Source organism: Mucilaginibacter agri (assembly GCF_009928685.1).
GTDB classification, from domain to species: domain Bacteria; phylum Bacteroidota; class Bacteroidia; order Sphingobacteriales; family Sphingobacteriaceae; genus Mucilaginibacter; species Mucilaginibacter agri.
In genome coordinates this window covers 276,609-302,910 of record NZ_WWEO01000039.1, presented here as the reverse complement: position 1 = coordinate 302,910, position 26,302 = coordinate 276,609, and the positions used below count along the sequence as shown (strand labels likewise).

General features: G+C 44.3%; 27 protein-coding genes and 3 tRNA genes. 14 read left to right on the top strand and 16 right to left on the bottom strand.

Annotated features, from left to right (window positions below; translation table 11 throughout):
• Positions 1-923: 923 nt before the first annotated feature.
• The 3 genes from GSY63_RS05755 (at position 924) to GSY63_RS05745 (ending at position 6,584) form a co-directional block, all read left to right on the top strand.
• Positions 924-3,422 (top strand): arylsulfatase, encoded by a 2,499-nt coding sequence (locus GSY63_RS05755; protein WP_208094468.1) that lies wholly within the window; start codon positions 924-926, stop codon positions 3,420-3,422.
• Between the two features lie 143 nt (positions 3,423-3,565).
• Positions 3,566-5,065 (top strand): DUF1254 domain-containing protein, encoded by a 1,500-nt coding sequence (locus tag GSY63_RS05750; protein ID WP_166584863.1) that lies wholly within the window; start codon positions 3,566-3,568, stop codon positions 5,063-5,065.
• A 19-nt stretch (positions 5,066-5,084) separates the two neighbouring features.
• Positions 5,085-6,584, top strand: coding sequence for a DUF1254 domain-containing protein (locus GSY63_RS05745; RefSeq protein WP_166584862.1), 1,500 nt, complete (start codon positions 5,085-5,087; stop codon positions 6,582-6,584).
• A 171-nt stretch (positions 6,585-6,755) separates the two neighbouring features.
• On the opposite strand, the gene GSY63_RS05740 is transcribed toward GSY63_RS05745, so the two are convergent.
• The 4 genes from GSY63_RS05740 to GSY63_RS05725 all read right to left on the bottom strand — a co-directional run bounded on the left by GSY63_RS05740 (position 6,756) and on the right by GSY63_RS05725 (position 10,417).
• Positions 6,756-7,217, bottom strand: coding sequence for a Rossmann-fold NAD(P)-binding domain-containing protein (locus GSY63_RS05740; RefSeq protein ID WP_166584861.1), 462 nt, complete (start codon positions 7,215-7,217; stop codon positions 6,756-6,758).
• A gap of 88 nt (positions 7,218-7,305) precedes the next feature.
• A complete protein-coding gene (locus tag GSY63_RS05735) occupies positions 7,306-8,358 on the bottom strand; it encodes a response regulator (RefSeq protein ID WP_166584860.1) in 1,053 nt (350 codons plus the stop codon).
• Positions 8,355-9,545: a PAS domain-containing sensor histidine kinase gene (locus GSY63_RS05730; RefSeq protein WP_166584859.1), complete on the bottom strand. Its 1,191-nt coding sequence runs from the start codon at positions 9,543-9,545 to the stop codon at positions 8,355-8,357. Before GSY63_RS05730 ends, GSY63_RS05735 begins: the two co-directional genes overlap by 4 nt.
• A 431-nt stretch (positions 9,546-9,976) precedes the next feature.
• A complete protein-coding gene (locus tag GSY63_RS05725) occupies positions 9,977-10,417 on the bottom strand; it encodes a cupin domain-containing protein (RefSeq protein ID WP_166584858.1) in 441 nt (146 codons plus the stop codon).
• A 179-nt stretch (positions 10,418-10,596) separates the two neighbouring features.
• Between GSY63_RS05725 and GSY63_RS05720 the strand changes: the two genes are divergently transcribed.
• The 6 genes from GSY63_RS05720 (at position 10,597) to GSY63_RS05695 (ending at position 13,798) form a co-directional block, all read left to right on the top strand.
• On the top strand, positions 10,597-11,397 hold the full coding sequence (locus tag GSY63_RS05720; RefSeq protein ID WP_166584857.1) for a DUF5995 family protein: 801 nt from the start codon (positions 10,597-10,599) through the stop codon (positions 11,395-11,397).
• Positions 11,398-11,767: 370 nt separating this feature from the next.
• Positions 11,768-11,841: transfer RNA gene (locus GSY63_RS05715), tRNA-Pro, on the top strand.
• Between the two features lie 14 nt (positions 11,842-11,855).
• Positions 11,856-11,928, top strand: a tRNA-Ile gene (locus tag GSY63_RS05710).
• Positions 11,929-11,937: 9 nt separating this feature from the next.
• A tRNA-Cys gene (locus GSY63_RS05705) sits at positions 11,938-12,011 on the top strand.
• A gap of 275 nt (positions 12,012-12,286) precedes the next feature.
• The gene (locus GSY63_RS05700) at positions 12,287-12,838 is read left to right on the top strand and encodes an RNA 2'-phosphotransferase (protein WP_166584856.1); all 552 of its coding nucleotides are present in this window, start codon (positions 12,287-12,289) and stop codon (positions 12,836-12,838) included.
• Positions 12,839-12,841: 3 nt separating this feature from the next.
• On the top strand, positions 12,842-13,798 hold the full coding sequence (locus GSY63_RS05695; RefSeq protein WP_166584855.1) for an ADP-ribosylglycohydrolase family protein: 957 nt from the start codon (positions 12,842-12,844) through the stop codon (positions 13,796-13,798).
• Here GSY63_RS05695 and GSY63_RS05690 read toward each other — a convergent pair whose 3' ends face one another.
• The 11 genes from GSY63_RS05690 to GSY63_RS05635 all read right to left on the bottom strand — a co-directional run bounded on the left by GSY63_RS05690 (position 13,799) and on the right by GSY63_RS05635 (position 22,339).
• The gene (locus GSY63_RS05690) at positions 13,799-14,704 is read right to left on the bottom strand and encodes a ribose-phosphate diphosphokinase (protein WP_166584854.1); all 906 of its coding nucleotides are present in this window, start codon (positions 14,702-14,704) and stop codon (positions 13,799-13,801) included.
• Positions 14,705-14,708: 4 nt separating this feature from the next.
• The gene (locus GSY63_RS05685; protein WP_166584853.1) at positions 14,709-16,121 is read right to left on the bottom strand and encodes a nicotinate phosphoribosyltransferase; all 1,413 of its coding nucleotides are present in this window, start codon (positions 16,119-16,121) and stop codon (positions 14,709-14,711) included.
• Positions 16,122-16,332: 211 nt separating this feature from the next.
• Positions 16,333-16,785 carry a luciferase domain-containing protein gene (locus tag GSY63_RS05675; protein ID WP_243749159.1) on the bottom strand — a complete coding sequence of 151 codons (453 nt, stop codon included), beginning with the start codon at positions 16,783-16,785 and terminating at the stop codon, positions 16,333-16,335.
• A gap of 2 nt (positions 16,786-16,787) precedes the next feature.
• The gene (locus tag GSY63_RS05670) at positions 16,788-17,696 is read right to left on the bottom strand and encodes an SRPBCC family protein (protein WP_166584852.1); all 909 of its coding nucleotides are present in this window, start codon (positions 17,694-17,696) and stop codon (positions 16,788-16,790) included.
• Positions 17,697-17,746: 50 nt separating this feature from the next.
• Complete coding sequence (locus tag GSY63_RS05665) at positions 17,747-18,673, bottom strand: TIGR01777 family oxidoreductase (RefSeq protein WP_166584851.1); 927 nt, start codon at positions 18,671-18,673, stop codon at positions 17,747-17,749.
• 11 nt (positions 18,674-18,684) lie between these two features.
• Positions 18,685-19,500, bottom strand: a complete 816-nt coding sequence (locus GSY63_RS05660; protein ID WP_166584850.1) for a thiol-disulfide oxidoreductase DCC family protein — start codon at positions 19,498-19,500, stop codon at positions 18,685-18,687.
• Between the two features lie 58 nt (positions 19,501-19,558).
• On the bottom strand, positions 19,559-20,065 hold the full coding sequence (locus tag GSY63_RS05655) for a GbsR/MarR family transcriptional regulator (RefSeq protein ID WP_166584849.1): 507 nt from the start codon (positions 20,063-20,065) through the stop codon (positions 19,559-19,561).
• A 95-nt stretch (positions 20,066-20,160) separates the two neighbouring features.
• Positions 20,161-20,526, bottom strand: coding sequence for a VOC family protein (locus tag GSY63_RS05650; protein ID WP_166584848.1), 366 nt, complete (start codon positions 20,524-20,526; stop codon positions 20,161-20,163).
• A gap of 31 nt (positions 20,527-20,557) precedes the next feature.
• Entirely contained in the window at positions 20,558-20,776 is a 219-nt protein-coding gene (locus tag GSY63_RS25050) for a GDCCVxC domain-containing (seleno)protein (RefSeq protein ID WP_166584847.1), read from the bottom strand.
• A gap of 12 nt (positions 20,777-20,788) precedes the next feature.
• The gene (locus GSY63_RS05640) at positions 20,789-21,022 is read right to left on the bottom strand and encodes a DUF1456 family protein (RefSeq protein WP_166584846.1); all 234 of its coding nucleotides are present in this window, start codon (positions 21,020-21,022) and stop codon (positions 20,789-20,791) included.
• Between the two features lie 15 nt (positions 21,023-21,037).
• A complete protein-coding gene (locus GSY63_RS05635; RefSeq protein ID WP_166584845.1) occupies positions 21,038-22,339 on the bottom strand; it encodes a DEAD/DEAH box helicase in 1,302 nt (433 codons plus the stop codon).
• A 134-nt stretch (positions 22,340-22,473) separates the two neighbouring features.
• Here GSY63_RS05635 and GSY63_RS05630 point away from each other — a divergent pair, with 134 nt between their 5' ends.
• Positions 22,474-22,746 carry a hypothetical protein gene (locus GSY63_RS05630; protein ID WP_208094467.1) on the top strand — a complete coding sequence of 91 codons (273 nt, stop codon included), beginning with the start codon at positions 22,474-22,476 and terminating at the stop codon, positions 22,744-22,746.
• Between the two features lie 21 nt (positions 22,747-22,767).
• Here the strand turns inward: GSY63_RS05630 and GSY63_RS05625 are convergent, their stop codons facing one another.
• A complete protein-coding gene (locus GSY63_RS05625; RefSeq protein WP_166584844.1) occupies positions 22,768-23,238 on the bottom strand; it encodes a DUF6265 family protein in 471 nt (156 codons plus the stop codon).
• Between the two features lie 133 nt (positions 23,239-23,371).
• On the opposite strand from GSY63_RS05625, the gene GSY63_RS05620 reads away from it, so the two are divergent.
• The 4 genes from GSY63_RS05620 (at position 23,372) to GSY63_RS05605 (ending at position 26,227) form a co-directional block, all read left to right on the top strand.
• A complete protein-coding gene (locus GSY63_RS05620) occupies positions 23,372-24,175 on the top strand; it encodes an SDR family NAD(P)-dependent oxidoreductase (RefSeq protein ID WP_166584843.1) in 804 nt (267 codons plus the stop codon).
• A gap of 74 nt (positions 24,176-24,249) precedes the next feature.
• Positions 24,250-25,080 (top strand): RNA polymerase sigma factor, encoded by an 831-nt coding sequence (locus GSY63_RS05615; protein ID WP_166584842.1) that lies wholly within the window; start codon positions 24,250-24,252, stop codon positions 25,078-25,080.
• Between the two features lie 65 nt (positions 25,081-25,145).
• The gene (locus tag GSY63_RS05610) at positions 25,146-25,613 is read left to right on the top strand and encodes a GNAT family N-acetyltransferase (RefSeq protein ID WP_166584841.1); all 468 of its coding nucleotides are present in this window, start codon (positions 25,146-25,148) and stop codon (positions 25,611-25,613) included.
• A gap of 185 nt (positions 25,614-25,798) precedes the next feature.
• Positions 25,799-26,227 (top strand): EthD family reductase, encoded by a 429-nt coding sequence (locus GSY63_RS05605; protein WP_166584840.1) that lies wholly within the window; start codon positions 25,799-25,801, stop codon positions 26,225-26,227.
• The last annotated feature ends 75 nt before the right edge of the window (positions 26,228-26,302 follow it).

The window sequence follows — 26,302 nt, the reverse complement described above, 5'->3', positions numbered from 1 at the left end:
GTACGCGCATACTTAGCATGTGGGGTGCTGAAACAAGTTCAGCATGACGAGTGGTATCGTTGTGGTTATGAAAATGCCCCACAGAACCCTCCATACCCCAACCATTGTGGCCTCTTGATTTTCGGGTAGCACTATCCCTGCCCACGCACTGACTTCCAAAGAAAATAAAACAGCCAAGAGTTTATTCACGTTGTGTTTGTTTTTGTAGTGTTCATGAGATCGCTACGCTAAGTCTCTTGTTACTTCTTTCTTGCGGAAAGAAAGAAGTACATCCACTGACGGTTCATATTACCCACTCCCTTTCCTAATGGAAAACGGCCACGCGCATATACTTGGCATGTGGGGTGCTGAAACAAGTTCAGCATGACGAGTGGTATCGTTGTGGTTATGAAAATTGCCACCACCGAACCCTAAATACCCTAACTATTGTGGCCTCTTGATTTTCGGGTAGCACCACCCTAGCCACAGCAGAAACTTTAAGAGAAAATAAAGCAGCCACGAGTTTATTCACGTTGTGTTTGTTTTTGGGGTGTTCATGAGATCGCTGCGCTAAGTCTCTTGGTACTTCTTTCTTGCGGAAAGAAAGAAGTACATCCACTGAAAATTCATATTAGCACTACCATTCCTAATGGAAAACTGATGTACGCGCACACGTAGCATGTGGGGTGCTGAAACAAGTTCAGCATGACGGGGTGGACGAGAGGTTGTCTTAACGTGCTTTCCTCGCTACCGCAAGCGCCCCGCTTGTGGCTTATGTGAACTGATGAACAGTTTTGTTCCACATTAAAAACTGCAACCCTTTAAACTGTTGGATATTAATCTTTTCAGACAAACCGCTATTAATTTTGATTTCCCCGAAAACTACCGGTTCTGCAATCACCAACAACATCAAAATACACTCTTACCAATTTGATACGTATCACATGAAAACAATTGCAATTAAACCATTCCTAAAAGTTGTGCCATTTGCACTACTTCTGGTCGCTGGCTTTTCTTCCTGCAAGAGCGGGAAAAATGGATCATCGGGGAGCGATTCCACCGGAACAGAAACAGCCTCGGGCGATTCTGCCTGGGCCGACCCAAGGGAAGTGAGAAAAGAAAATTTTAAAGGCGACATCAAGCTCGATGTACGCGATTCTAAATCCGACTGGGATGCATATACACCTAAACGCGCTCCGGAAGGTTCGCCTAACGTACTTTTTATTTTATATGATGATACAGGGCTCGCAGCATGGTCGCCATTTGGCGGGGGTATTAACATGCCAACCCTGCAAATGCTGGCCGACAGCGGCTTAACCTATACCCAATGGCATACCACATCACTTTGTTCGCCAACCCGTTCTACCCTGTTAACAGGCCGTAACCATCACCTTACCGGTAACGCGGCTATTACAGAGGCTGCTGATGGTTTTCCGGGCGCACACGGCCGTATACCCGAGCAGTGCGCCACAGTTGGCCAGGTATTGCAGGCAAACGGCTGGTCGACATTTTGGGTAGGTAAAGACCACAACGTGCCTGAACAAGACGTAGCCTCTGGAGCAAGCCGCAAGCAATGGCCAACCCAATTGGGTTTCGACCGCTATTACGGCTTCCTCGGTGGCGAAACCAACCAATGGTATCCCGACTTAGTAGAAGATCAACATTTTGTTGACCCTCCGTATACTCCTGCGCAAGGTTACCACCTATCTAAAGACCTTACAGACCATGCCATAGGTTTTCTTAAAGACCAAAAGGCTACCAACCCTTCAAAGCCATGGTACATGTGGTTTTGCCCTGGTGCCAACCATGCACCGCACCAGGCCCCAGCCGAATACATAGCCAAATACAAAGGGAAGTTTGACGCAGGATATGATGCCTACCGTAAATGGGTATTGGACCGTATGGTAGCCAAAGGCATAGTTCCAAAAGGAACTGCTAATACTCCATTTAACCCGTTGCCTCCAAACATTGCAAATCCGGGTGACTATGTAAAACCATGGGACAGCCTTAAACCCGAAGAGAAACAACTGTTTTCGAAACTTGCGGAGGTATACGCCGGCTTCTCTGAATACACAGATGCACAGGTTGGTCGCCTTATTGCCTATCTAAAACAAAGCGGTCAGTTCGAAAACACGGTTATAATGTATGCTGCAGATAATGGCGCATCGGGCGAAGGTTCGCCAACCGGCTCGGTAAACGAAAACAAGTTCTTCAATGGCTATCCTGATGAGCTGTCTGAAAACATGAAACTAATAGGCAAACTAGGTAGCCCGGATACTTACGAGCACTACCCGACCGGATGGGCAGCTGCATTCTCAACCCCTTTTAAAATGTTTAAAAGATACAGCGAATATGCAGGCGGTACCTGCGACCCGCTGGTTATTACCTGGCTTAAAGGCATTAAAGCCCGTGGCGAATTGCGGAACCAGTATCACCATTCTACCGACATTGTACCTACTATACTGGATATCTGTAATGTTAAAATGCCATCGGTATTTAAAGGTGTACGTCAATATCCGTTATCTGGGGTCTCTATGCGATACACTTTCGCTTCTGCTCCGGATGCACCTACTAAAAAACATGTTCAATATTATGCCATGCTGGGTACCCGAGCTATTTGGGAAGATGGATGGAAAGCCGTTTCATTACACGCGCCATTAACCGGCAAAGGGCATTTCGACCAGGATAAATGGGAACTCTACCATACCGATGTGGATCGCTCTGAAGCCCATGACGTTGCCAAAGATAACCCAGATAAGTTAAAGCAATTAATTGCCGATTGGAATGACCAGGCAGATAAAAACCTTGTTTTACCACTGGATGACCGTACTGCGGTTGAAGTATTGGGCATAGCACGCCCTAGCGAGGAAAAACCGCGTGATACCTATATCTATTACCCAGGCACGTCGCCTGTGCCCGAAGGTGTAGCCGTAAATACCCGTGGCCGAAACTTTAAAATACTGGCCAATGTGGATATAGACAAAGGCTCCGCATCGGGTGTTATTTTTGCGCATGGTTCGCGCTTTGGGGGGCATAGTTTGTTTATCAAAAACAATAAACTGTACTATGTATACAACTTCCTCGGTATACCGCCAGAGCAGAAGTTTGTATCTAACGTGAGCATAAAACCGGGTAAACATACCTTTGGGATGGAGTTTGTGCGCGAAAAAACCGGCGAACACGGCGAACAGATTGGCACCACCAAACTGTATATAGATGGCAATGTGGTTGCTTCCGGACCAATGCGTACACAACCAGGCAAGTTTACCCTGGCAGGAGACGGCCTGTGCGTAGGCTATGACAGTGGCGACGCCGTAAGCCACGAATACTCAACCCCAGGCACCTTTAAAGGAGGCACCATACAGGGCGTAGGCGTTTCGGTAGGCAAACAAGAGTACAGCGACCTGCAAAAAGAAGCCGCACGAGCGCTGAACAGAGATTAAGATTGAGTTTATTGAAGTATACCAAGGCCTCCTTAGCGGGAGGCCTTTTTTGTTTCACATTTAAACTTGCAACCCTTTACCATACGGCTTATAAGCTCCTACAGTACGCACCTCGTTACTTTTGATTTCATAAAACCTCCGGTATGAAAAAAATCGCCATCCTCATTCCCATGATCGTCCTTGCGTCGTGCGGGCAAAAGAAAACTGATAACGCGTCGATAACCACTTCCGACACAGTTACCACTGCAACAACGGATACATCAGCAACTTCAAATGCCGATCCGGTTAAAATAAGTATGGATGCTGAGCTCCCGTCAAAAGCATCAGTACCTACTTTATTTAATGAGATGGACTATCAGCAGGCTACCCAATGCTATTTGTGGGGCTTGCCTATTGTGGCTTTTGCCGAGTGGCAGCGTATTCACTACGATGTTTTCGGCGCAACCAGCAACGACTTGGTTTTCTATAATTCGTACCAGGATAGGCTGGGCATTTTAACTGCTAACGCTACAACGCCATATATTATGACGTTTATAGATCTGGCTAAAAATGGCCCCACCGTAATTGAAATGCCAGCAGGGCGTACCGCCGGCGGTACAAGCGATTTTTGGCAGCGTGAAACTTCCATTATCGGCGAACTGGGACCTGATAAAGGAAAGGGTGGTAAATATATTATTCTCCCTCCGGGACAGCAGGGCTTTAAAGCACCCGGCTACTACGTTATTAATTCGAGCATGATGAATATTTTCTTCGGTTTTCGCTCACTCGACCCAGACCCTGCAAAAGCGCAGGCCTTGCTAAATGCCGTAAAGATATATCCTTATGCCAAACGTACAAATCCAACACCTACTAAAGTGGTAAGCCCGGCCGGTAAAAAGTACCTGGCAGTGCAGCCCGATGGCTTGGCTTACTGGGAGCGCCTAAACGCCATTATACAGGAAGAGCCTGTACAAGAGCGAGACAGATTTTTTATGGCCTGGTTAAAAAACCTGGGGATAGAAAAGGGCAAACCTTTTAACCCCACAGCTAAACAAAAAAGTGTACTAATAGCCGCTGCAACCCGTGGAAAACAGATAGCAATGGCAAACTCTTTTGATAAACGATTCCCGAATAACTATCACTGGCCCGATAGAAAATGGGATTACGTGATTGTAATGAGCAATTCATCTCAGCGAGGTGATAATTATGATGAGTATTTTGAAAGAAGCGCTTATTTCTTCGAGGCGGTAACTTTCTCAAATGCCATGATCTCCAAAACGCCTAACCTGGGCCAGGCTTACCTAGGCGCTTATGAAGATAAAGATGGTAACTGGCTGGCAGGTGGCAACAATTATACGCTGCATGTTTCGGCAAACCCGCCTGCGGTAAACTTTTGGTCTATTACGGTATATGATGCCGCCACCCGTTGTTTAATCGACAACAAACAACAAAACGCCGATCTGTCATCCCGTAAGGACTTGATCAAAAACAGTGATGGTTCTTATGATCTGTATTTCGGCCCAACGGCACCTGCCGGCAAGGAGAAAAACTGGGTGCAGACCATCCCCGGCAAGCATTGGTTTACTTACATGCGTTTTTATGGCCCAACCACAGCGTACTTCGATAAGAGCTGGAAGATGGGGAATATTGAAAAAACACAATAACCATATCATAGTCAACAAAATGAAAACATCATTAATAACAATCGCCTCACTCCTGCTACTTGCATCCTGCGGGCAAAAGAAAGGCGACCAAACTACGGTGGATTCAACCACTGTTGTGAAAGATAGCAGCACTACGGTTACCGTGCGCGATAGTTTGCCGCCACCTCCGGCACCCAACACCACACTTACAGATGCTTATGTAAAAAACCTGGCTACCAGCATTTATGCCTGGGGATGGCCCATGGCCAATATCCACAACCGGCTGGACTTGTTTAAAAAAGTACCCTACCCCGTATATGCCGAAGGTGTGTTGCCAACTGCCCCGGTAAACCAAACCTGTATGCTTAACGATTATGTACAGCCGCAGGAAAGGGCGGTTGCCTGCCCTAATCAGGATGTGGTGTATGGCATGTCGCCGCTGGACTTTACTAAAGATGCCATTGTAGTGCAGATACCCGATTTTGGCGACCGCTTTTGGGTATACCAGGTATGCGACCAACGTACCGACGGTTTTGCCAGTCTAGGGAAAATGTATGGAACAAAACCGGGCTTCTATTTGCTGGCAGGCAAAAACTGGAACGGAAAAGTTCCTGACGGCATTATTAAGGTTTTCAGATGCGCTACCCGATATGGTATAGTGATCCCAAGGGTTTTTCAAACGGATGATCCGGCAGATAAACAAGCTATTCAACCACTGATAAACCAGATTGGTGTTTACGAGCTAAGCAAATTTGATGGCAAAATGAAAGTTACCGATTGGAAGAAACTGCCATCTACCCCGCCGGATAAAGATGCTGCCAGCAAACCCGAAACCAAATGGGTAGTACCCGAAAAGTTTTTTGATCAGTTACCGGATATTTTAACCGAAGTACCTCCCCTACGCGGCGAAGAAGCCTTTTATGCGCAGATGCATGCCCTGTTAAATGCAATGGCTAAAAACCCCAAATACAAAGAGATTGCAACTAGTGCGGCAATAGAGGCAGAGCAAAACTATGTTACACCGCTATTTCAGTTTATAAACGTAGGTTATCCGGTTAAATACCATTGGAGTACCCAACGTAACGGAGCCCAGTTCGGATACGATTATTTAACCAGGCTGGCCTGTGCCAAAGCCAATATATTTGTAAACAAGCCAAACGAGACTAAATACTTTTACCAGGATCTCGATTCGTCAGCAGTGCGCTTAAACGGCAATAATAAATACACCGTAACCTTTGCCAAGGGGCAAACACCACCTGTTAAAGGCTTTTGGTCGCTTACGTTATATAACACCAAACACTTTTTCGAACCTAATCAGCTGAACCGGTATTCGCTTGGTACAAAAAACAAAAACCTGCAAACCAATGCCGATGGTTCGCTTACCCTATATGTGCAAAGCACCCCGCCCGAGGCTTCTAAAATGAGCAATTGGCTACCCGCACCAAAAGAGCAATTCTCGCTATACGTAAGATGTTACTGGCCCGATGAAAGCGTGTTAAATGATAGCTGGACGCCGCCAGCAGTGGTAAAGGTGAAATAAAAACAACATTTCTATATAGTTAGTCTACAGTTAGTAAAGCGACCGCGAGGGTCGCTTTTTTATTTCGCTGCCCGCAGTGTAACGAGGTGTACGGGAAGGGAAACGGACGGACAGCAGGACACTTTTATTCCGTATTTAATTACAGTAATACTTATGACTATTGACTGTTGACTATATCTTGTTACACCCTTTAGCACAAACGCAAGCTTTGCCGACGCATTTATTTTGCTGCCACAGATCGAGGTTTTTGATGGTTTGGTTGGCAATCTGTTGCAGGGCATCGCTGGTTAACAGGTGGTGAGGTATGGTGGTATGGTCGGCAATAACAAGCGGCGAAGCCGCAGGTACGTTAGCCAATTTAATACCCCTGCGGCCAGCGGCATCTTTATCTAAGTGGTGGGTTGCAGTAGAGCGGGTTGCTATGTAACGCACACCCAATGCTGCCAGCTGATCTATCACTTCTGCCGAAACATCATCGGTGGTGAAAACCAGTACCGCGTCCTTTCCTTCGGCGAAAAGGACGGTTTCGGCACTCAATGCTTTTGATATCAGCATAATTTCGTGCTTGCATTTATTGGCCATGGCCAGAAACTGTTTTTCGTAGGTTTTTATGCTATAGGCTACCACTTTCATGTTGTTAAGGAGTTTGTGTGAAGCCACAAAACTACTTTTACAGCACTGGCTGCGCCGTGCACAAGATCATGCCAGAAAGTGATATTGATCAGTTTTTCATCTTAGCCAGCTTATCCGGGTTCAATATGCTGATGGTAGAGCCTTTCTTTTCTATTAGCCCTTCTTCCTTAAAATCAGTCAGCGTGCGGCTCACGGTTTCGGTAGCCATACCTGCCATGGTAGCCAGTTCGTCGCGCGATATTTTAAATTGGAATGGATCTGCTACCTGCTTACTCAATCTCACCAAAACGCCCGCCAATCGCTTACGCACCGAATTGTAGGCCATCTCTATCAACTGCTCTTCTCGATTTTTAAGATTATTAGAAAGCACTTTTAAAAACTGCTGACCAATATCGGGGTAGCGGTTCAACAATTCGATCACGGCATCCCTGGGTAACAGGCAAACGGTGGCGTCTTCAAGGGCTTCGGCGGTTTCGGCAAATGGCTCATCGAGTAAGATAGCATTCACACCCAGGTAATCGTCGGTTTGGTAGAGGCCGGTTGTCAGCTCGCGGCCATCTTCGGCCAGTTTAATGGTTTTTATGCCACCGCTTAGTACCAGGTAAATGCCTTGCGGGGTATCGCCGTCGTAATATAAAACCTGTTTTTTCTTGATCTGACGTATTTTTCTTCCGGCAATTAACGCCTGTAGTTCGGCTTTGCCATTAGCTGCCCCGGCAACAAGGCTTTCTATATTTTGTAATGCCTTGCTATAGTAAGCCTCTTGCTTTTGCTGTTTGCTGAAACGGCTTTCTATAGCATTCAGCAGCTCCACATCATCAAATGGTTTGGTGAGATAATCGTCGGCACCCATTTCCATGCCCTTCCTGAAATCCACCCGCTCGGCTTTGGCGGTAAGGAAAATAAAGGGGATCGAATCTGTTTCGGGATTTTTAGAAAGCATATACAACACGCCGTAGCCGTCCAGCTCGGGCATCATAATGTCGCACAAAATTAAATCAGGTTTGTGGTGCAGGGCCATCTCCACCCCGGCTTTGCCGTTGTCGGCCTGAAGCACGCGGTAGCCGGTTAGCTCTAATATTTCGGCTGTACCTTCACGAATATCGTTGTTATCCTCAATAATCAGTATCAGCTTATTCATACGTTGGTGGGAAATGTGAGGATGAACGATGTGCCCTGGTTAACCTTGCTTTCGAATTGTATGGTGCCTTGCATTAAACCTGCGTAGCGGGTTACAATATTAAGCCCCAAGCCTGTACCGGGGATATTGCCTGTGTTATGTGCGCGGAAAAATGCTTCGAACAAATGCTTCTGATCTGCCTCGGGGATGCCAATACCATTATCTTTTACCGCCACGGTAAGGGTTTTGTGGTTAATAGCAGTAGTAAATTCAATAGCCGTGTCTTCACCCGAATATTTAATGGCGTTGCCAATAAGGTTTATAATGCAATTCTTTAACAGCGATTGATCGAGCTTAACTACACTGGCAGTACCCGCGTGTGCATAAATAATGCGCTGATTTTGCTTGGCTGTAATTTGCATTTCTTCAGTAATCTCGCGGGCAAATTCTACCACGTCAAATTCGTTAAGCTGCGCTTCAGTTTTACCAGCCTCCAGGCGTTCGATGGAAAGGAAATCGTTGAGGATACCCGTAAGGTTACCCACCGAACTCTTAATCCTACCGATATGTTTAGTGATGTTGGGGTTATGAAAATCTTCGGCGTACTTGCCGATCAATACACTCGAAAGTTGGATAGCGCTCAAAGGCGTGCGAAACTCGTGCGAGGCCATAGATACAAAGCGGCTTTTCAGTTGCCCAAGCTCCTTTTCCTTTTCTAAGGACTGGCTCAGTTCTTCCTTAGCTTGTTGCAACGCATCTACCGAGTTTTTGAGCGATTGCGTGCGCTCTTCTACCAGTTCTTCCAGGTGGGCGGCGTGTTCTTTGAGTTTGTTCTCCGCTTCCTTTTCGCGGCTCAAATCGTGTATAAAGCCGGTATAGATCTTGTGGCCCGAGTACTGCACTTCGCTCACCCCCAGCCTGAATGGAAACACCGAACCATCTTTTCGCAGCCCCTGCACCTCGCGGCCAATGCCAATAATGTGCGCCTCGCCTGTGTGCTGGTAACGGCTAATGTACTCGTCGTGGTGCTGGCGGTCGGGAGCGGGCATTAACATGGAGATGTTGTTTCCGATAACCTCCGCTGGCGCATAACCAAACAGCTTGCAGGCCGAAGGGTTGATAGACTCCACCCGCCCCCTATCGTCGATAGTGATAATACCATCAATGGCGTTTTCGATAATGGCCTTTAACAGCACCGCATTTTCCATAAGCTATACTCGCAAATATATCGGTATGGCGGGGGAATTAAAAGGGGGAATGTGGGTTAGGTAATGTGGTAAAGGTTGGTGATAACACGAATTTTGGGCTGGAATCGCAAATTCAAGCGTCCATGCTTGAATTGTATCCTAGGCGAGCGTCCACGCTCGTATCAAGAATAGGTTTAAGCGAGGACGCTTAAACCGGCGGGATAGTACTGTCCGCATTGTATCAGCTTGTACGGGGCGGGGAAACGGACGGACAGCCAATCTCCCGCTAGCTGATCGAAGTCTCCGACTTCGATCTATTATGCGAATAGTCTCTGACTATCGATTAATCAAATAATAGTAAAAAAATGTAGTCGGAGACTACGGGCTATAACGTTCGAAGTCTTCTGACTTCGAACGTTATAGATATAAACTGAGCATGGTTAAATTTTACATCATGCAGGTTTCACCGGCTCCAATCCGTATGCTCTCATAATCGCCAAAACTTTTTGCATATCGGGCGGACCTCCCGCGCTTATCACTTCGGCAATTTCGCGAAAGTAGGCAGGACCAATAGATGCAGGGGAAAGTGTACAAAGCGCGCGCGCGGTTTTATCGTGGAGGTTATTGAAGCCGTGTACGGTACCTCTTTTTATAAAAAGATAGTCGCCTGCGTGTAGTTCCATTGTTTCGGTACCTACTAATTGCGTTACGGTTCCTTCCAGTACATAGCATGTTTCGTCAACCTCTACATGAAAATGAGGTGCAGGTACTTTAGACCCCGGCGGAACTACCAGCTCAAATTGTACCAGGTTACCATTGGTATCTTCACCATCTAACAAAAAATTGAGTTGCAGGCCGGCAAAGCCTATGGTTTCTTTAATTGGGAGCGACATAGAATTTAGATTGAAATTGTGTAAGTACAAATTACTTACTATTCGACTGAATTACAACATATTAAATAATATTTAACTAAAAAATAGCGATCAGAATTTTTACTCCCCAAACTACCTTAATCGTTATATTTGATTAACAACCAATTACCTACAGTTTCCCATACCATAATCAGCCCAATATGGCCACCGCACCACAATTAGCAACCACTATTGATGAGGTAATCGATAAGTTGAAGGTCATTATCGAAAATTCGATCAAAACAAATGACCGTGCGGGATTTTTTGCTGCGCTGTATTACAAGGTGACGGTTAAAGTAAAGGAAGGCGCAGCAAGCGGACAGTTTGGCGATGGAGTAAACATTTGCAAGCTGGATGTTCACTTTGCCAACAGGTATTTTTATGCATTGGAACAATGGCAGCAGGGCCAACCGATTACTAATAGTTGGAAGGTTGCCTTTGAAGCAACAAAGAAGGGTTCGTTTCTGATACTTCAACAACTGCTATTAGGCATGAATGCCCACATCAACCTCGATCTGGGTATTGCAACCTATGAAATTTCTAACGGCGACCTCGACAGCTTCCGGACGGACTATAATAATATCAACCTCATTCTATCTTCGCTTACCTACGGCGTCATCAGTCAGTTAAATACTTTATCGCCCTTTTTATCCCTCCTGGGCTTCAGTGGCAGGGGATCGGAATCGATGCTGATCCAATTTAGCATGGGCAATGCGAGAGATGGCTCGTGGTGTTTTGCCGAAGAACTGGCTTTACAACCAAAAGAAAATTACAACCAATATATCCAACAACGCGACCAGTCGATCTTCGAATTAGGGGAAAGCCTCATTAAAAGCAAAGGCTTCCTGCGTTTTGGCATTTGGCTCATCCATCTTTTTGAGGTTAAGAAAGCCGAAAAGATTATCCATGTATTGTACGAGTATCAGAAGCCTTACAAAAAGGATTTGGAAGCTGATAAATAGAAGTGGGTCGCCATTCCAATACTGGTAAGTGGTCATGCTGAGGCACTCGAAGCATTTGAGTAGGTTTTTTATGCCCTGCTATTGTTAATGCAAAGTAGGTATGTCCATCACACATGCTTCGAGTACCTCAGCATGACCCTCTGTTCCAGCCTGTGGTCGGTGTTGCCACCGATCACTTTCAGCATTCAATAATTTTTTTCAGAAATTTCTTTATTTTATAAATTTTACGTATCATTGTGCCATGAACAGAACAACAATACAATGTCCAATACCGCAACTGAGTTATCAGAGGTGATGGGTATGTATTGAAAAAAATATAGATAAAATACTTCAAATCCTCTTAGATAACCTAAGGGGATTTTTTGTTTTCAGGGTAGTATATCAATTGGTCAGATTACCACATTTGGGATGTGGAGGCTCCCGGTTCGAGTCCGGGTTACCCTACTGTTTTATTAATTGGAAATGTAGCTCAACGGTTAGAGCAACACCCTTATACGGTGCCGGTTACAGGTTCAAGTCCTGTTATTTCCACAAACAAAAGGTCGGTTACCCGAGTGGTTTAAGGGAGTTCTCTGCAAAAGAATTATTCGCAAGTTCGAATCTTGTACCGACCTCATTTTATTTTCCTATGGTGTAACGGTAGCACATCAGATTCTGGCTCTGACGGTCGTGGTTCGAATCCATGTAGGAAAGCTTTTTATTACCTGTAATCTTATCAGAATACGGGAATGGGATTCGATTGTTAAATAAAGAAATTTCTTTATTTAACAATCGAATTATGCCGTTCTACACGCCAACCTATCTTGGATGCAAAGCTTAAATCACCTTCTTGAAAATGTTCGGTTACTGCCCCGTTATAGGTTGAATTTTTAATTTAAATTTAGCCGTTATGATAACCGAAAAAGAGAATACGCAGATCAGTAAATTTTTGAGTCTGGTGTTACGTCACCAACCAGAGGCTATTGGTATAACGCTGGACGAACAAGGTTGGGTTGCGGTAGACGAGCTACTTAACAAGTTAACCAACCACGGCACCCCAATAACCTACGATGCATTGAACCACATAGTAGAAAGTAATGCCAAGAAACGCTTCGCATTTAACGAAGACCACACACGTATACGCGCCAGTCAAGGGCATTCTGTTTCAATTGAGTTAGGTTATTCGCCGCAAATACCACCTGTTATACTATATCATGGCACTGGGAGCCAAAGTGTAGATGCCATTTTAAATAGCGGCCTGGACAAACGCAACCGCCAACACGTACACCTCAGCAGCGATTTAGAAACAGCTGTTAAAGTAGGCCAACGCCACGGCAAGCCTGTTGTTTTAACTGTTGATACGATGGCTATGCATCGAGACGGCTATACTTTCTTTATTTCAGAAAACGGTGTGTGGCTAACAGACCATGTGCCGGCCAGCTATTTAAGTTTAAAAGCCTAATAAATGCCCGAACTCTACCCTTCACTAGATATCTGCAAATCTATTTTGTTTGGTGTTGCCATAGGCGATGCTGTTGGAGTACCCTTCGAATTTAAAAGCCGTGAAGAAATAAAAAAAATGCCGGCAATTGATATGGTAGGCTACGGCACCTACGGTATGCCGCCAGGTACATTTTCAGACGACACCTCGTTAACCTTTTGCCTTGCCGAAAGCATTGCATCGGGCTTCAACTTAAAGGATATCGCACAAAAATTTATTAACTGGCGGTATAACAATTACTGGACGGCGCGAAATGAGGTTTTTGATGTAGGTATAACGACTCAACACGCCATCGATAGATTATTAAAAGGCGTTCAGCCAGATTTGGCAGGTGATTTCGGAGAGGAAAGTAATGGTAATGGTTCACTCATGCGGATACTTCCTTTAGTGCTGCACATCTTCAACAAACCCATTGCCGAAAGGTATCAGATTACTAAACAAGTATCATCCATTACACACGGGCACGTGCGATCGGCTATCGCCTGCTTCTACTATTTAGAGTTTGCATTAGGTTTACTCAATGGTAGCGATAAGTTCGAAATTTATAATAACCTTCAAAAAGTCATAGCCGATCATTTACAATCATTGGGCATTAACACCGAAAAAACTTTATTTGATAGATTATTGATTGATAGAATAGAGCTGATACCGGAAGAAAAAATAAGAAGCAGCGGCTATGTACTCCATACTTTAGAGGCGAGCATCTGGTGCCTACTTACTACCGATAATTATAAAGATGCAATACTAAAGGCAGTAAATTTAGGTGGCGATACCGATACGACAGCCGCCGTTACAGGAGGTCTGGCCGGCTTATTATACGGTTATCAAAATATTCCCAAAAGCTGGCTTACGCAAATTGCACGCAAAGATGATATTGAAGACCTGGCGATGAGGATGATTAATAATTTATCTTATAGATAGTTACAACACCTCTCCTATCAAACTAGCTAAACTCCGTACCTCTATAAACTCATCATTAAAACACTGCGTATTGGGGTGCGAATCCGTGCAGATGAGTTTGCTAATGAGGCCGCAATTTTTGAGTTTTTGTACACCGTCATTTACAAACAGCCCGTGAGTGGTAATCACCACAATATCCGTTGCTCCGGCATTTTTATAAGTTTGAGCGGCGTTGATAATACTTCCTCCCGAGCGGATCATATCATCATAAATAATCACCGTTTTTCCTTCTACATCGGCATTGATGGCGCTTACCTCGGTATGGTCGCCTTTGAGGCGCCTTTTAAGGATAAAGGCAGCGTTTACGCCAAGGTCATTAGCTAATGATTCTACCCATTTAGCCCTGCCTGCATCGGTGCTGGCCATTACAAAGTCGCTGCCGCCATACTCGCGTGCAGCCTTCAACACAATGTCTTTACAGTAAATATGCACCGGGTACATTTCGTTTTCGAAATAGTATTGGATACCTTCTGAATGCAGATCGAACAAAAATATTTTATTGCCACGGTTACATTTTGGTATGGCCGAAAGCAAACGTGCCCGGGTCTTAGCGGTCACAATTTCGCGGGGCAACACGGCGCGTTCCATGGTAGAATAGCCAAAGTAAGGTACAATTAAAGCCAGCGAATTGGCACCATAGCTGGCCAGCGAGCAAGCCAGGTCAAAGAGTTCCATCGTTGCTTCATCGGAAACGGTGCCGCCTATAATGATAACATCCCGGCCTTCAATAGGTGTAAGAATCCGCTGGTAACGCTCGCCATCCGTAAAATAATTAAGCTCCAGTTCGCCTTTCTCAAAATCACTTTCGGCCAATATTTTTTCGGCCAGGTATTTATAGGCTTTGGTGTGGAATAAGATCTTTTTCATTGTATTATCGGGCGTTAGCAATTACCGTCTCAAAAGTAACAGGATTTATCAGTGTACCATTCTCAAATACTATTTTAAGCTCATCTTTTAGCTCGGGCAATTCGTTTTGGGTAACTGTTTTAAAACCCTCGGCTGTTTTCACCAATTTCAACCTGCCTGCTTTGCTCTTTTTAAAACTTGGGGTAATAATACCATTGGCATCCATTTCAGTCGGGCTTTTCTCAACCGCAACGGCTGCGCCATCAATTACAGCGGCGCTGCATTTAAGCGCAAACTTTTGTGTATCGCGATCAACCTTTTGCAGTAATGCACCACCCATTCCCAGCACCAGGTTTTCGGCACTAATACTGTTGGCTTTTAGTGCCTGATAAATTTGCTTTATGGCATCATAATTTACCCCATCGCCTTGTATTACTCTAATTTGTGGTGGCAATACTTTATAGCCTTTGGCATTTTCTGCAAAGCCAAATTTGTTGAACAATATCTCAAAGATCTCGAGCAGCGTGCGGATAGGGTCGCCGCTATCGGGACGAATCACCAGCGTACCGTCGCGGTTCAATATTTCGTCCCTTAACTCCTCGCCCCAGTACTCGTTACATGCGCGGAAAATATTGTAGCTGTCAGACACGCAAGCAATAGTGCCGGTTGGGAAAGTCCTGAGCACATGCTTAAATACTTCCAACTCGCCTTCGCGACCAAGCAAGGTACAAATGCTGTGCTCAGTAGCCGGGATACTTAAGCCATAAACCTTTTGCGCATTGTAATACTTGATGGCCATGCCAGAGCCGGCCAGGTTATCACTTCCCTTAAAATTTAGAAGGTGCGCCGCGCCACCAATTTTGGCACTCTCCACGCTACTCACCCCGCGAAAGCCAAAATCGTTCAGCACAAAATCAATACCCGCTTCGGCGCCATCTGTTGCCGTTTCGTGGTAATATTGGGTAACTACTTTTTTTATCTCCTTGCTTAAAGTAGCTACGGTGCATGGGTACCACACCTGCATTAAAAGGGTTTCTAAAAAGTTGGTTAGCCAATAGCACTCGGGGTCGGTATTCTCGATGGTCATCAGCACATTACTGGTTGGCACTGCTGTACCCTCGGCTACGGCTTTAATTTTTACGGGTAAATGGCCGTTGTATTTATCCAATATGTATTGAAATTTAGACCGATCAAACACATCATCGCGGCCAAACACCTGTTTCAGAAAATCATCGGCTTCATCAATATCAACCTGCGTAAAAGCCGGGCCTTCGAGGTATTCTTTCAAAAAATATTGCAGACCAAAAAATATGGTTTCATCAAACATACCACCACGACTTTCGAGGTAACTATAAATCTGCGTAGTACCGGGATAGTAAAACTTGTGGTGTGCATATTTATAAGCATCGGCCAACAGTATCAGGTTTTCGCGTTTCATGGTATTATTTGTTGAGGTATTTGTTGATGATATGATTAAATAAACCTAGGTGCTCGGTAGTGGTTTGCTCATCAGCTATCAACTGCGGTAATCGATGAACTAATCCCGATCAATCAACAATATAGATAATCCGTCTTTTGAGGTATAGCCAAATACAACGGCGTCTACAGCTACTTTAATATTTTGAAGCGATGGCATACGTACAAAGTTATTAATATGCTTCAGGCAGGCAAATGTTGCTGACGCTACCTTTGCTTAGCCTTTCGTGCCCTATTTGTAAAAGGTGCAAAGCGTAACCTGCGTCGCGTTTAGTGTGGATATAGAAACTGATCCACCCGGTATTTTTAAACGAGTGATGATCTTGGATCCTACCCTGCTGCATCAGTTGCTGTTTAATACTGCGGCTCAGCAACATATCCAATAAGCCGTTGCTGTGGATATGGCCTATCTCTTTGCCGCCGTAGTTAAATTGCGTGCCGCCGTATTTGTGGGTGCTAATGGTAACATTTTCCCACTTATCAGCCTCTGTTTCGATAGCGTCCAACCAATCCAACAGATCGGGTCTGGTTAACAGCGTATGAATCTTCAACCAATTGTCGAACACCAGGGCCAGGCCGGGTACAAATTTCAGAAAACCAAAATAACGGATCACGAAGCTAAACATGTCTATTTATTCTCGCTCAGTTCTTTAATATGTTCCATTACGCGCAGGTGTACATTCCGGGTAATGCTTTGCGCCCAGATATCGTAATACCAAACCGGAAATACATACAACCTATACCAGCTATTACCGATAAGCGTAGTGGTGTTATCGCCGTTGTCTTTCAGCAAAAACTGGCCGCGCAGAATATCAATATGGCCCATAATTTCCGGGTCTCGAGGTTGATGGGTTACATCGAAGGTGAGGTTTTGGTTAACATTGTAGGTTACTATCTTTTCATCGAAGGTGTAGCCATTACTAAAAATGCACTTGCGTTTGGCACCCAGATGATAGCCATCAACTGTCGACTCTACCGGGCTTGGCATCCCTATTTTGAAAAGCCAGTATTTATTTTCCTTCTTAATGCGTTTAAACGCAACTACGTGCTGCCATACTTCACTCACAGGCGCGTTAATAACCATTTGGTCTGATACTTCGTTCTCGTAATTGTGTTGTGAAAGAGAGTCGGCCACAAAAATGAGCAACAATAAAGCCACCACGCTTATATTAAGTGTATTGTTACTACGCTCGAACATTTTTTGTCCGGCAAATGCTCCGGCGGTAATAAAAGTCCATAGCAATGGCGATACAATAAGGAGGCAAATACTTCCCTCTTTCAAAAACAATGCACTTAATCCGATGGCGATAAAAACGTTAATACACGAGTACCACATTAGGCGACGGCTGCGTAATTCGCGTTTACGCCAAAACCAGGTGCTGATGATACCCATTAAAAAGGGAATGATCACAAATTCGGAAAAAATCAATACGCTATCACTAGACGGTATAAATAACTTAGTGATGCCCATTAAAGCAAAGGCGAATAAATTAGAGAAGAGGTAGCCTTTAATCAGGGGGGTGAAAATTTGTTTCATGATTAGGTTGAGGGTTAAATATCTTATAATTATTTGATGTAACGATTTTTTCAAATGCGGATGCTGAGAATATCTTTAATGGCATGCTCTGCCTGTGCGAATCGGAAATGATAACCACTATCGAGCAATCGCTTAGGTGCAACCCAACGGCTTTTCAAGATCAGTTCTGTTTCCGTTCTAATTACTCGAGCGCCAATAGCGAGCAGCCAAGCGGGCGTTGTAAGACCAACCGGAATGCCGTAGGCACGGCGAATGGCACGCATCAGATCCGTATTTTTAATTGCTACGGGTGCAGTGCAATTAACAACACCTTGTATTTCCGGGTGCTCAAATAGCCATTCGGTGCAATTGGCAACATCCTGCTCATGTATCCATGATACATATTGTTGCCCATCTCCTTGTTTGCCGCCCATGCCAAGTTTCACAAGATTCAGCAGTCGAGGAAAAACGCCATCTGTGCGGCCTAAAACTATGCCCATCCTTAAAGCTATTTTTCGGGTTGCCGGAGTATCTGTTTCAAAAAACGCAGCTTCCCACTTTCTGCATACATCAATAGAGAAGCCGTAGCCTATTTCGCCGGTATCTTCATCTTGCGCGCGGTCTTCGGCATGGCGGTAAATGGTGGCAGATGTAATGTTGATCCAAAGCTGCGGTGGGGTTGTAAGCTTGTTAATCACTTCGCCTAAAAGCGCCGTAGGTACAACCCTTGAGTTTATAATTTCCTTGCGATTGGCAGGCGTGTAACGACAGTTCACATTTTTACCGCAAAGATTAATCAACATTTCGGCATCTTCCAGGGCATGTACCCAGTCGCCCTGATGCATGCCATCCCATACAACAGTTTTAATTTTGCCCCGTGCAACTTCGGGTTTTCGCGCCAGTACAATTACTTCATTTGCCAGGGGCGCATAGTACGCAGCCAATACCCGGCCGAGGTAACCATTACCACCAGCCAGCACAATTTTTTTGTAATGCATAATTTTGAAAATTAAAGTAGAATAGCTACCAGAACCAGGCTGCGATAAAATACCCAGCTAATGGTAAGTGCCCAACCCAGGTGCAAAAGCTTGCTGCGACGAATGTGCTCGAGGAACATCAACCCGGCTATTACCATAAAATACAGTGTATATAAAATTGGATGAGCTCCCAGCCAAGCCCCTATTAAACACATTGGCAAGAGCAACAAAGCGCCCGCAAAAGAGATAGTCATCATGTTACCCAGGTAACTCCATAACTTACCTTTAGCAACAAACCCAATAACTATTGCCTGAAAAAAAATTTGCCCGCCGCAGATCAAATATTCACGGTAGTTGCCCCCAACCGGTACCACATTACCTAACAAACGTGCATAACGTGTAAGTATGAAAGCAGTAACCACCCATGTAAATAGTAAGTAAGCTATACGATAATGCAATTTAAAAGTAGGTTGGTATTGAAATTTTTCATCGCCAGTTGCCGGGATAATGACCCTGCGGTTATAAGATATAAAAGCATAAACCTTACTCATTAACCAAACAAAAGGACCGAAAGCGAACAACGGTTTAAACACAGGCATGGCGGCGCCTATAACCGTAAATAAACTGCTGATACCATAGCTTACCTCGCCCGTTTGCTGGTTTATTAGGGCAATTTCATTTACTGCACGCTGCCTATCCACCATTGGGCAAATCTCGGGGTTTACCTCTTGGTAAGCAGCCCTACCCTCAGCATCTAACAACCCGCTTTGCACAAATGCTTTGGTATAGAGGTTACACATCGGGCATTCGGCATCAAATAAAATGAGGTAATTTTTTAAAGTAGCCATCTGTTTATACTATTTAAACTTTCAGTAATTTTTGAAATATATATTTAAATAAAAAAGCCTATTTAAAGACTTTTAAAATTGAGCCCCAAAACCAACTTTCCTCGGCTTTGAACATGGTCTCCAACGTTTTGTCGACATTTTTGGCCAGCTTATTAATATCCGTAACCGATTTGTTAAAGGTTTTATATTCGGGATCTTTATTATCGCCCTTTACTTTGGTTAGTTCGTCAAGCACTTTAAGAACAGGGTCGAGCTCACGCTTGCGGCGTTCTTTAGCAACCTGGCGGGCAATGTTCCAAGTGTCTTTATCGGCATAAAAATATTCCTTGCGTTCGCCGGCACGGTGTTTTTTTTCTACCAGCCCCCAGCTAATCAGGTCGCGAAGGGTCATGTTGGCATTGCCTCGGGAAATGCTTAACTCAGCCATAATTTCTTCGGTAGTCAGCTCACCCGGTGTTACAAGCAGCAAAGCATGCACCTGGGCCATGGTGCGGTTTATCCCCCACTCGCTCCCAAGCTTTCCCCAGGCCTCAATAAATTTCAGTTTTGCTTCCGCCAATTCCATACACAAATATAGATATCTTTTTAAACTTTCAAAACTTATTGAAAGTTTATTTTATTTAAAATGATCTAATCTAGAAAAAAACCGTTTACCCTTCCCTATTTAAAAAACTCGCCGAAATGCCATAAGATACCCGATGGATCATGTAGAAAGCATTCGCGGCCCCAATCGTATACTTTAATGGGAGTTAACCTAACATTTTTATATTTGGACGGAAGATCCAGCGCCAACAGCTCGGCGTAATAGCGTTCCACATCATCTACCTCCAGAAACAGCATGGTATTATCTATCCAGTCTTTCACGTAAGCATCCTGCAGGTAAAACGCCAGGGATCCGGTTTTAAAAACGGAAAAATTATGCTCGAGCACATGCTCTTCGAAACCCAGATCGCGGTAGAAACTGCGCGATATTTCAAAATCCTGTGCCCCTATAAACGGGCGGAGTGATATAGCTTTATGTTCCATATTTTACCTGTTTCAATTTAGGATTGCAGCTTTAACTGCCGCAACAAGACGTACCTTGTTGTATTGGAGGGCATTTTACTGTTCCATAACTGCAAAATACGCAGCAATCGCCTGTAAGTGGTTTCAAGTTCGTTTTACAGTTTTCGCACTCATAAAAGTATTGACAAGCGTCGGTTGGCATAGTTTCTTCTTTTTGATGCCTACACACCGGGCACGTTAATACGGATTGCAATTGAACTTCTTTGCTCATGCTCTTTAATTATTACTGCGCTTTTGGCGGGCGTGGACCACGCTTAAAAATGATCAATCCGTTTAAAAAGTTACGGAGTATCTGGTCGCCGCAGGGCTTAAAATTTGGATGATCTTCGTTGCGGAATATGGCGCTGATCTCCGTTTTGGATACCTTAAAGTCGGCCAGCTGCAAAACTTTAATAATATCATCGTCGGTAAATTTTAAAGCCACCCGGAGCTTCTTCATGATATCGTTATTGCTCATGGTTCTATATTTTTATTAGCGGGAAATATCTATTTTAATTTTCTTACCCTTAATTTTTTCGTTCTTCACTAACTGCACAACGCGTTCGATGCGATTACGTTTTACAGCCGCGTACGAAGAATGGTCCAACACCTCTATCAGGCCTAGATCTTCCTTAGCCAGTTCGCCTTTTTTAAGCAACAGGCCTACAATATCCACCTTGTTTATTTTATCTTTTTTACCCGCTGCAATATATACCGTTGCCCAGGGCGATGGCTTAGGCAGTACCGGTTCGGCAGAAAGATCTTCCATTTCGGGCACTCCTTTCAGATAGGCCGGCTTTTCGTCGGGAGCTAACATCAGGTATGAAGTACCTGTTGCATGCATCCGTGCCGTTCGGCCGTTACGATGGGTAAAAGCTTCTTTGTTGTGTGGTAATTGATAATGGATCACGTGTTCAATCTCGGGTATGTCCAACCCGCGTGAAGCCAGATCGGTAGTAATTAAGATCCGGTGGCTTCCGTTCCTGAATTTTAGCAACGCACGTTCGCGATCATCCTGCTCCATGCCTCCGTGGAAAATATCATGCGGAAGGCCCATATCATACAACAGATCGCTGATACGATCAACCGCCTCGCGATGGTTGCAGAATACAAGGGTTGGCTTATCACTTACCTTGCAAATGAGCGCAAACAGGGCTTCCAGTTTATCGGCAGGGTCTGCAACTACGGCTTTCTGTTTAAGGTTGGGTACTGCCGCTGCGTTGCCTAAATAATCGAGCTTAATGGGTTTATTAATGCCCGTGAAAGACGGGATCTCGTCCATTTGCGTGGCCGAAGTAAGGATCCGTTTCTTAATGGCCGGCATTTGCTTAATAATGTAGGCCATATCTTCCTGGAAGCCAAACTCGAGCGCTTTATCAAACTCATCAAGTATCAAGGTATTGATAGCATCGGTACTAAAACTCTCGCCGCGCAAGTGGTGGGCTATACGACCCGGCGTACCAATCAACACGGCTGGTGGTTGCGAGAGGTTGTTACGCTCAATTTTTAAATCGTGCCCGCCATAGCAGCAATTTACCTTAAAGCCGCTGCCAATTGTTCTAAAAACCTGCTCAATTTGTAAGGCAAGCTCACGCGAAGGCACCATAATTAAAGCCTGAACGGTTGATACATCTTTCTGCAAAACACCAAGCAAAGGCAACAAGAACCCCAACGTTTTGCCAGACCCAGTTGGTGAAAGCAATATTACATCGCCTTTTTTAACAGCGGCAATGGCTGCCTCCTGCATAGGGTTTAAGGCGGCTATTTTTAAGTTCTCGAGCGCTTGCTTTATCATGTACCAATGGATTGGATACAAAGATACAGTAAAATGATGGGTGGCTTAGGCTTTTAGAAATCCCGTCTGTTCAAAAATGTCACAACGGTCAACTCTTTAGTTCAAGCTTTGTTATCTAAGAAAAACAGCAAGTCATGAAATCATTTCACAGCGCATTGAACAAACTAGCAGCGGCAAAAACTATAAACAAAGAAATTAAAAAGGCCGAAGCAATCGGTGCATCGGCCATTGGTGCTACGGCTGTGGGTGGCGCCACGGTAGGTGCTATTGCTTTGGGTTGCATTGCAGTTGGTGCAATTGCTATCGGCGCATTTTATATAGGCCGTTTATCTGTTAAAAAAGCCACTATTGATGACCTGCACGTCGGCAAGCTTACTATTGACGAACTGGAGATTAAAAATCAATAGATTGATTGCCGGGGAAAAACTTTACTCAATTCTCCGCATCGGATAAGATCGCTTATTCATTTGCCCTTTTAACATGCCCGAAATTTCGGCGACAAGGCTATCTTGGTTTACTTTGGTATACGTGATAACCTGCGGAAAATCGTGCTCGGGATTTTCGAAGATCATTTGGCTGTCTGAGAGGCTTTTAAGTTTAAATCGTACTGGCAAACCGCCGTTTTGATTGGGTACCGTAGGGATGTAAAATAACTGATCGTGCTCCTCCGTCAATCGAACGGTCTCAAACATTACAGTATCCTTCCCTTTCAGCATATAGCTTTTGCTGCGCAATTCATCGTCCGAAACCTTCGTCCAGGTTTCGAATACACTTCCCTTGGTGGTTTTGTTCTCCCAGGTACCAACGAGCCAGTCGGCTTTTCTAATTGGTTTATCATGTTTTGCCCAACCACAAAACAAGAGCAGGAAGCATACGCCAACGAATAAACTTGCTTTCATTATTGAAGGTTTTTTTGGTTGGGTTAAGTTACAAACTTGTGCGGAGAGAAAATAGACACAGTAGCCTCAAAAAAAATCCAAAAATCCCGATCGTTTTTTCTGCCCCAATCGTCAAAACGAAAAAGCAATCAAAATGGACAGTTTAAAAAACAAAGTAGCTGTAGTTTTTGCAGCATCGGGAGAGATTTCGGGAGCAGTTGCCCGATCATTCGCCAAACACGGAGCAAAAGTATACCTGAGTGCAAGAAACCTGGAGGCCGTAGAAAACTTAGCACAGGTAATTAACAGTAATGGCGGCCACTCCGAAGCAGCCCTGGTGGACGCGCTGAACGAGACCGAAGTTGACCAATATCTACAAAAGATTGTGGATAACAATGGCAGATTAGATGCTGTATTTAATGGCATTGGGCTAAGTATTTGCGCTGCTGCGGCAGGCATACCGACTATCGATGTACCGTTTGAGCAATTTCTACAGCCCATGCAAACTATAACTGGCTCTCAATTTCTCACATCGAGGTTGGCGGCGAAATACATGATACAATCGGGTTCGGAGGGGACAATCTTGACGCTCTCGGCCGCATTATCGAGAACCAAGCTACCATGCATGTCTGGAATTACGGCTGCCTGCGCAGCTATCGAGGGCATAACCAGGGTAATGGCTGCGGAGTTCGGGAAGCAAGGAGTCAAAGTAATCTGCCTTAACTCTGCTGCTTTGATAGAAACCAAAAAAATGAAGGAGGTAAAGGGAAATTTCGCGAAAAAAATGGGTATTCCCCAAGATCAGATGGAAGCCTTTTACACCCGGAACGATTTATTAAAGTCGGGCCCAACGTTGCAGCAAGTTGGCGAAGTAGCTGCGTTCCTTGTTTCAGATAATGGGGTAACCTTTAACAGCCATGTGGTTGATGTAGATTGTGGCAAGCAAGATGTAATTTAACAACTCGGGGTTGCAGGCTTGAGTCTAAAAGTCTGCAGCTCATTTACTAATTTCACTCAACTTTATACTAATCAATGGAAAACCAGGAAACATTTAATAAAGCTTTAAACGCCGATATTAATTCATTTCAAATTCTATTTGCCGGGTTTCAGGCCCAACTAAAATCGTACCTGTACCGTTTACTTGCCGACCGCACCTATACCGAAGATCTGATGCACGATACTTTTATCAGGGCATATGACAAAATCGCAACGTTTAAGCAGGATTCATCGCTTAAAACATGGGTATTTACCATTGCCACTAATCTGGCTTATGATCATTTAAAGAAATTAAAACGATGGCCTGCAGATGCGCAAGATCAGGGCGCTTTTTTAGCTATCAATAACCCCGAGGTGGGCCAGGTATTCAGAGTGGTTCATCAAACCTCAAGCACCGGGGCTTATGAAATTAAAGAGCATATTGATTTCTGCTTCACCTGTATCTCCAAAACCTTACCCATCGAAAACCAGGTAACATTGATTTTGAAGGATATTTATGACTTCCCGATCAAAGAAATTTGCCATATTCTGAACAAAACCGAGGGCGTAATAAAACATTTGCTGAACGACGCCAGGAAATTAATGTCGGGCATTTTTGAGAACAGGTGTGCGCTAATTAATAAAAATGGCGTTTGCGACCAATGCAGCCAGTTAAATGGCATATTTAACCCAAAGCAAGATCAGCAGGAACAACGCATGAAGTTGAAACTGGTAAAAGAAGCGGGAAAGAAAAATCAGGAAGAGCTTTATATTTTGAGAGCCAATTTGGTTAAAGCCATTGACCCGCTTAACAGCACCGGTACCGATTTACAGGATAGTATTTTAAGATGTACCCGCACCGCTATTGGCGAACTTAAAAATATATAACACAAAAATACGGCGCAGTACTTCTGCTATCTATCTCACCAAAAAACATCAATTATAAATAACAAATGGACAATTTAAATATCAGGCAGGCCAGCTTATCAGATTTGGATACCCTTCTTACATTTCAACAAGGAGTTGTAAACGCCGAGCGCCCTTTTGACAGCACCATTAAACCGGGAAATATAATTTACTACGACATTGCCGAACTGATCAATTCAGCAGATACCGGCATTTTTGTTGCTGAATTAGAAGGCGAAGTAATAGGCTGCGGTTATGCGCAGATCAGAAACGCAAAAGTATATCTAAAGCATAATCAATATATTCACTTAGGCTTTATGTATGTATTGCCCGACTACCGTGGCCAAGGCGTAAATAGCAAAATAATTGACGCTCTAGGCCAATGGAGTTTAGACCGAGGCATTACTGAGATCAGACTGGAAGTTTATGCGGAAAACGCTAGCGCACTGAAAGCTTATGAGAAAGCGGGCTTTAGCCCCCATATGCTGGAGATGAGGATGGAGTTAAAAGCCTAATTGGTTAAGGCAAACGCAACAAGTCAGCCGCCAGGCTGATCAGAATTTACATTAGAAAATTCTAAATACAGCAAAGACTTAAAGCACTGAATATCAGAAGTAATATTTTTGAATAAGCGTATATAGTTAGTAATTTCGAAGATACTGACCTTATTGCATTCAATTAGACCTCATATTGAAAACCAATGAAACTGAAATTCTTTTTATTACTAACTGCCTTTACAGGCTTGTTAAGTTGCAAAACAAACCAATTGATACACGCATCCACACCCGGGAACGAAATGTTTAAGGTGACGATCCTATATCCAAACGGCGACGGAAAAACGTTTGACATGGACTACTATCAACAAAAGCACATGCCAATGGTAGCGGGCTTTTTGGGCAAAAACCTAAAATTTTATGAAATTGATAAAGGCATATCGGGCAGAACACCAACTAATAAAGTGCCTTATTTAGCTGTCGGTTATTTCTACGTAAAAGATGTTGCTGAATATAATAAGGCTGTAGGGCAACACAGAGATGCAATAATCGGCGACTTTAAAAATTATACTAACATTCAGCCGATTATACAAGTAAGCGAGGTAAAACAAGTAGAGGTTAACAATGCCAAATAAAGCACGGTAACCGTTTAGTGCTCAGCAAGAATCAGATGCTAATTTCCCGCCGGGCTGTGCCTTGCGGGAAATTAG

Excerpts from the sequence above, each read along its gene's own strand:
- GSY63_RS05730 (WP_166584859.1), bottom strand. The coding sequence starts at position 9,545 with ATGGAAAATGCGGTGCTGTTAAAGGCCATTATCGAAAACGCCATTGAT.
- GSY63_RS05670 (WP_166584852.1), bottom strand. The coding sequence starts at position 17,696 with ATGAAACAAATTTTCACCCCCCTGATTAAAGGCTACCTCTTCTCTAAT.
- GSY63_RS05725 (WP_166584858.1), bottom strand. The coding sequence starts at position 10,417 with ATGTCGCTCCCAATTAAAGAAACCATAGGCTTTGCCGGCCTGCAACTC.
- GSY63_RS05660 (WP_166584850.1), bottom strand. The coding sequence starts at position 19,500 with ATGGCTACTTTAAAAAATTACCTCATTTTATTTGATGCCGAATGCCCG.
- GSY63_RS05620 (WP_166584843.1), top strand. The coding sequence starts at position 23,372 with ATGGACAGTTTAAAAAACAAAGTAGCTGTAGTTTTTGCAGCATCGGGA.
- GSY63_RS05605 (WP_166584840.1), top strand. The coding sequence starts at position 25,799 with ATGAAACTGAAATTCTTTTTATTACTAACTGCCTTTACAGGCTTGTTA.
- GSY63_RS05695 (WP_166584855.1), top strand. The coding sequence starts at position 12,842 with ATGCCCGAACTCTACCCTTCACTAGATATCTGCAAATCTATTTTGTTT.
- GSY63_RS05740 (WP_166584861.1), bottom strand. The coding sequence starts at position 7,217 with ATGAAAGTGGTAGCCTATAGCATAAAAACCTACGAAAAACAGTTTCTG.
- GSY63_RS05720 (WP_166584857.1), top strand. The coding sequence starts at position 10,597 with ATGGCCACCGCACCACAATTAGCAACCACTATTGATGAGGTAATCGAT.
- GSY63_RS05755 (WP_208094468.1), top strand. The coding sequence starts at position 924 with ATGAAAACAATTGCAATTAAACCATTCCTAAAAGTTGTGCCATTTGCA.
- GSY63_RS05690 (WP_166584854.1), bottom strand. The coding sequence starts at position 14,704 with ATGAAAAAGATCTTATTCCACACCAAAGCCTATAAATACCTGGCCGAA.
- GSY63_RS05635 (WP_166584845.1), bottom strand. The coding sequence starts at position 22,339 with ATGATAAAGCAAGCGCTCGAGAACTTAAAAATAGCCGCCTTAAACCCT.
- GSY63_RS05750 (WP_166584863.1), top strand. The coding sequence starts at position 3,566 with ATGAAAAAAATCGCCATCCTCATTCCCATGATCGTCCTTGCGTCGTGC.
- GSY63_RS05685 (WP_166584853.1), bottom strand. The coding sequence starts at position 16,121 with ATGAAACGCGAAAACCTGATACTGTTGGCCGATGCTTATAAATATGCA.
- GSY63_RS05700 (WP_166584856.1), top strand. The coding sequence starts at position 12,287 with ATGATAACCGAAAAAGAGAATACGCAGATCAGTAAATTTTTGAGTCTG.
- GSY63_RS05675 (WP_243749159.1), bottom strand. The coding sequence starts at position 16,785 with ATGTTTAGCTTCGTGATCCGTTATTTTGGTTTTCTGAAATTTGTACCC.
- GSY63_RS05615 (WP_166584842.1), top strand. The coding sequence starts at position 24,250 with ATGGAAAACCAGGAAACATTTAATAAAGCTTTAAACGCCGATATTAAT.
- GSY63_RS05650 (WP_166584848.1), bottom strand. The coding sequence starts at position 20,526 with ATGGAACATAAAGCTATATCACTCCGCCCGTTTATAGGGGCACAGGAT.
- GSY63_RS05640 (WP_166584846.1), bottom strand. The coding sequence starts at position 21,022 with ATGAGCAATAACGATATCATGAAGAAGCTCCGGGTGGCTTTAAAATTT.
- GSY63_RS05665 (WP_166584851.1), bottom strand. The coding sequence starts at position 18,673 with ATGCATTACAAAAAAATTGTGCTGGCTGGTGGTAATGGTTACCTCGGC.
- GSY63_RS25050 (WP_166584847.1), bottom strand. The coding sequence starts at position 20,776 with ATGAGCAAAGAAGTTCAATTGCAATCCGTATTAACGTGCCCGGTGTGT.
- GSY63_RS05745 (WP_166584862.1), top strand. The coding sequence starts at position 5,085 with ATGAAAACATCATTAATAACAATCGCCTCACTCCTGCTACTTGCATCC.
- GSY63_RS05610 (WP_166584841.1), top strand. The coding sequence starts at position 25,146 with ATGGACAATTTAAATATCAGGCAGGCCAGCTTATCAGATTTGGATACC.
- GSY63_RS05630 (WP_208094467.1), top strand. The coding sequence starts at position 22,474 with ATGAAATCATTTCACAGCGCATTGAACAAACTAGCAGCGGCAAAAACT.
- GSY63_RS05655 (WP_166584849.1), bottom strand. The coding sequence starts at position 20,065 with ATGGAATTGGCGGAAGCAAAACTGAAATTTATTGAGGCCTGGGGAAAG.
- GSY63_RS05735 (WP_166584860.1), bottom strand. The coding sequence starts at position 8,358 with ATGAATAAGCTGATACTGATTATTGAGGATAACAACGATATTCGTGAA.
- GSY63_RS05625 (WP_166584844.1), bottom strand. The coding sequence starts at position 23,238 with ATGAAAGCAAGTTTATTCGTTGGCGTATGCTTCCTGCTCTTGTTTTGT.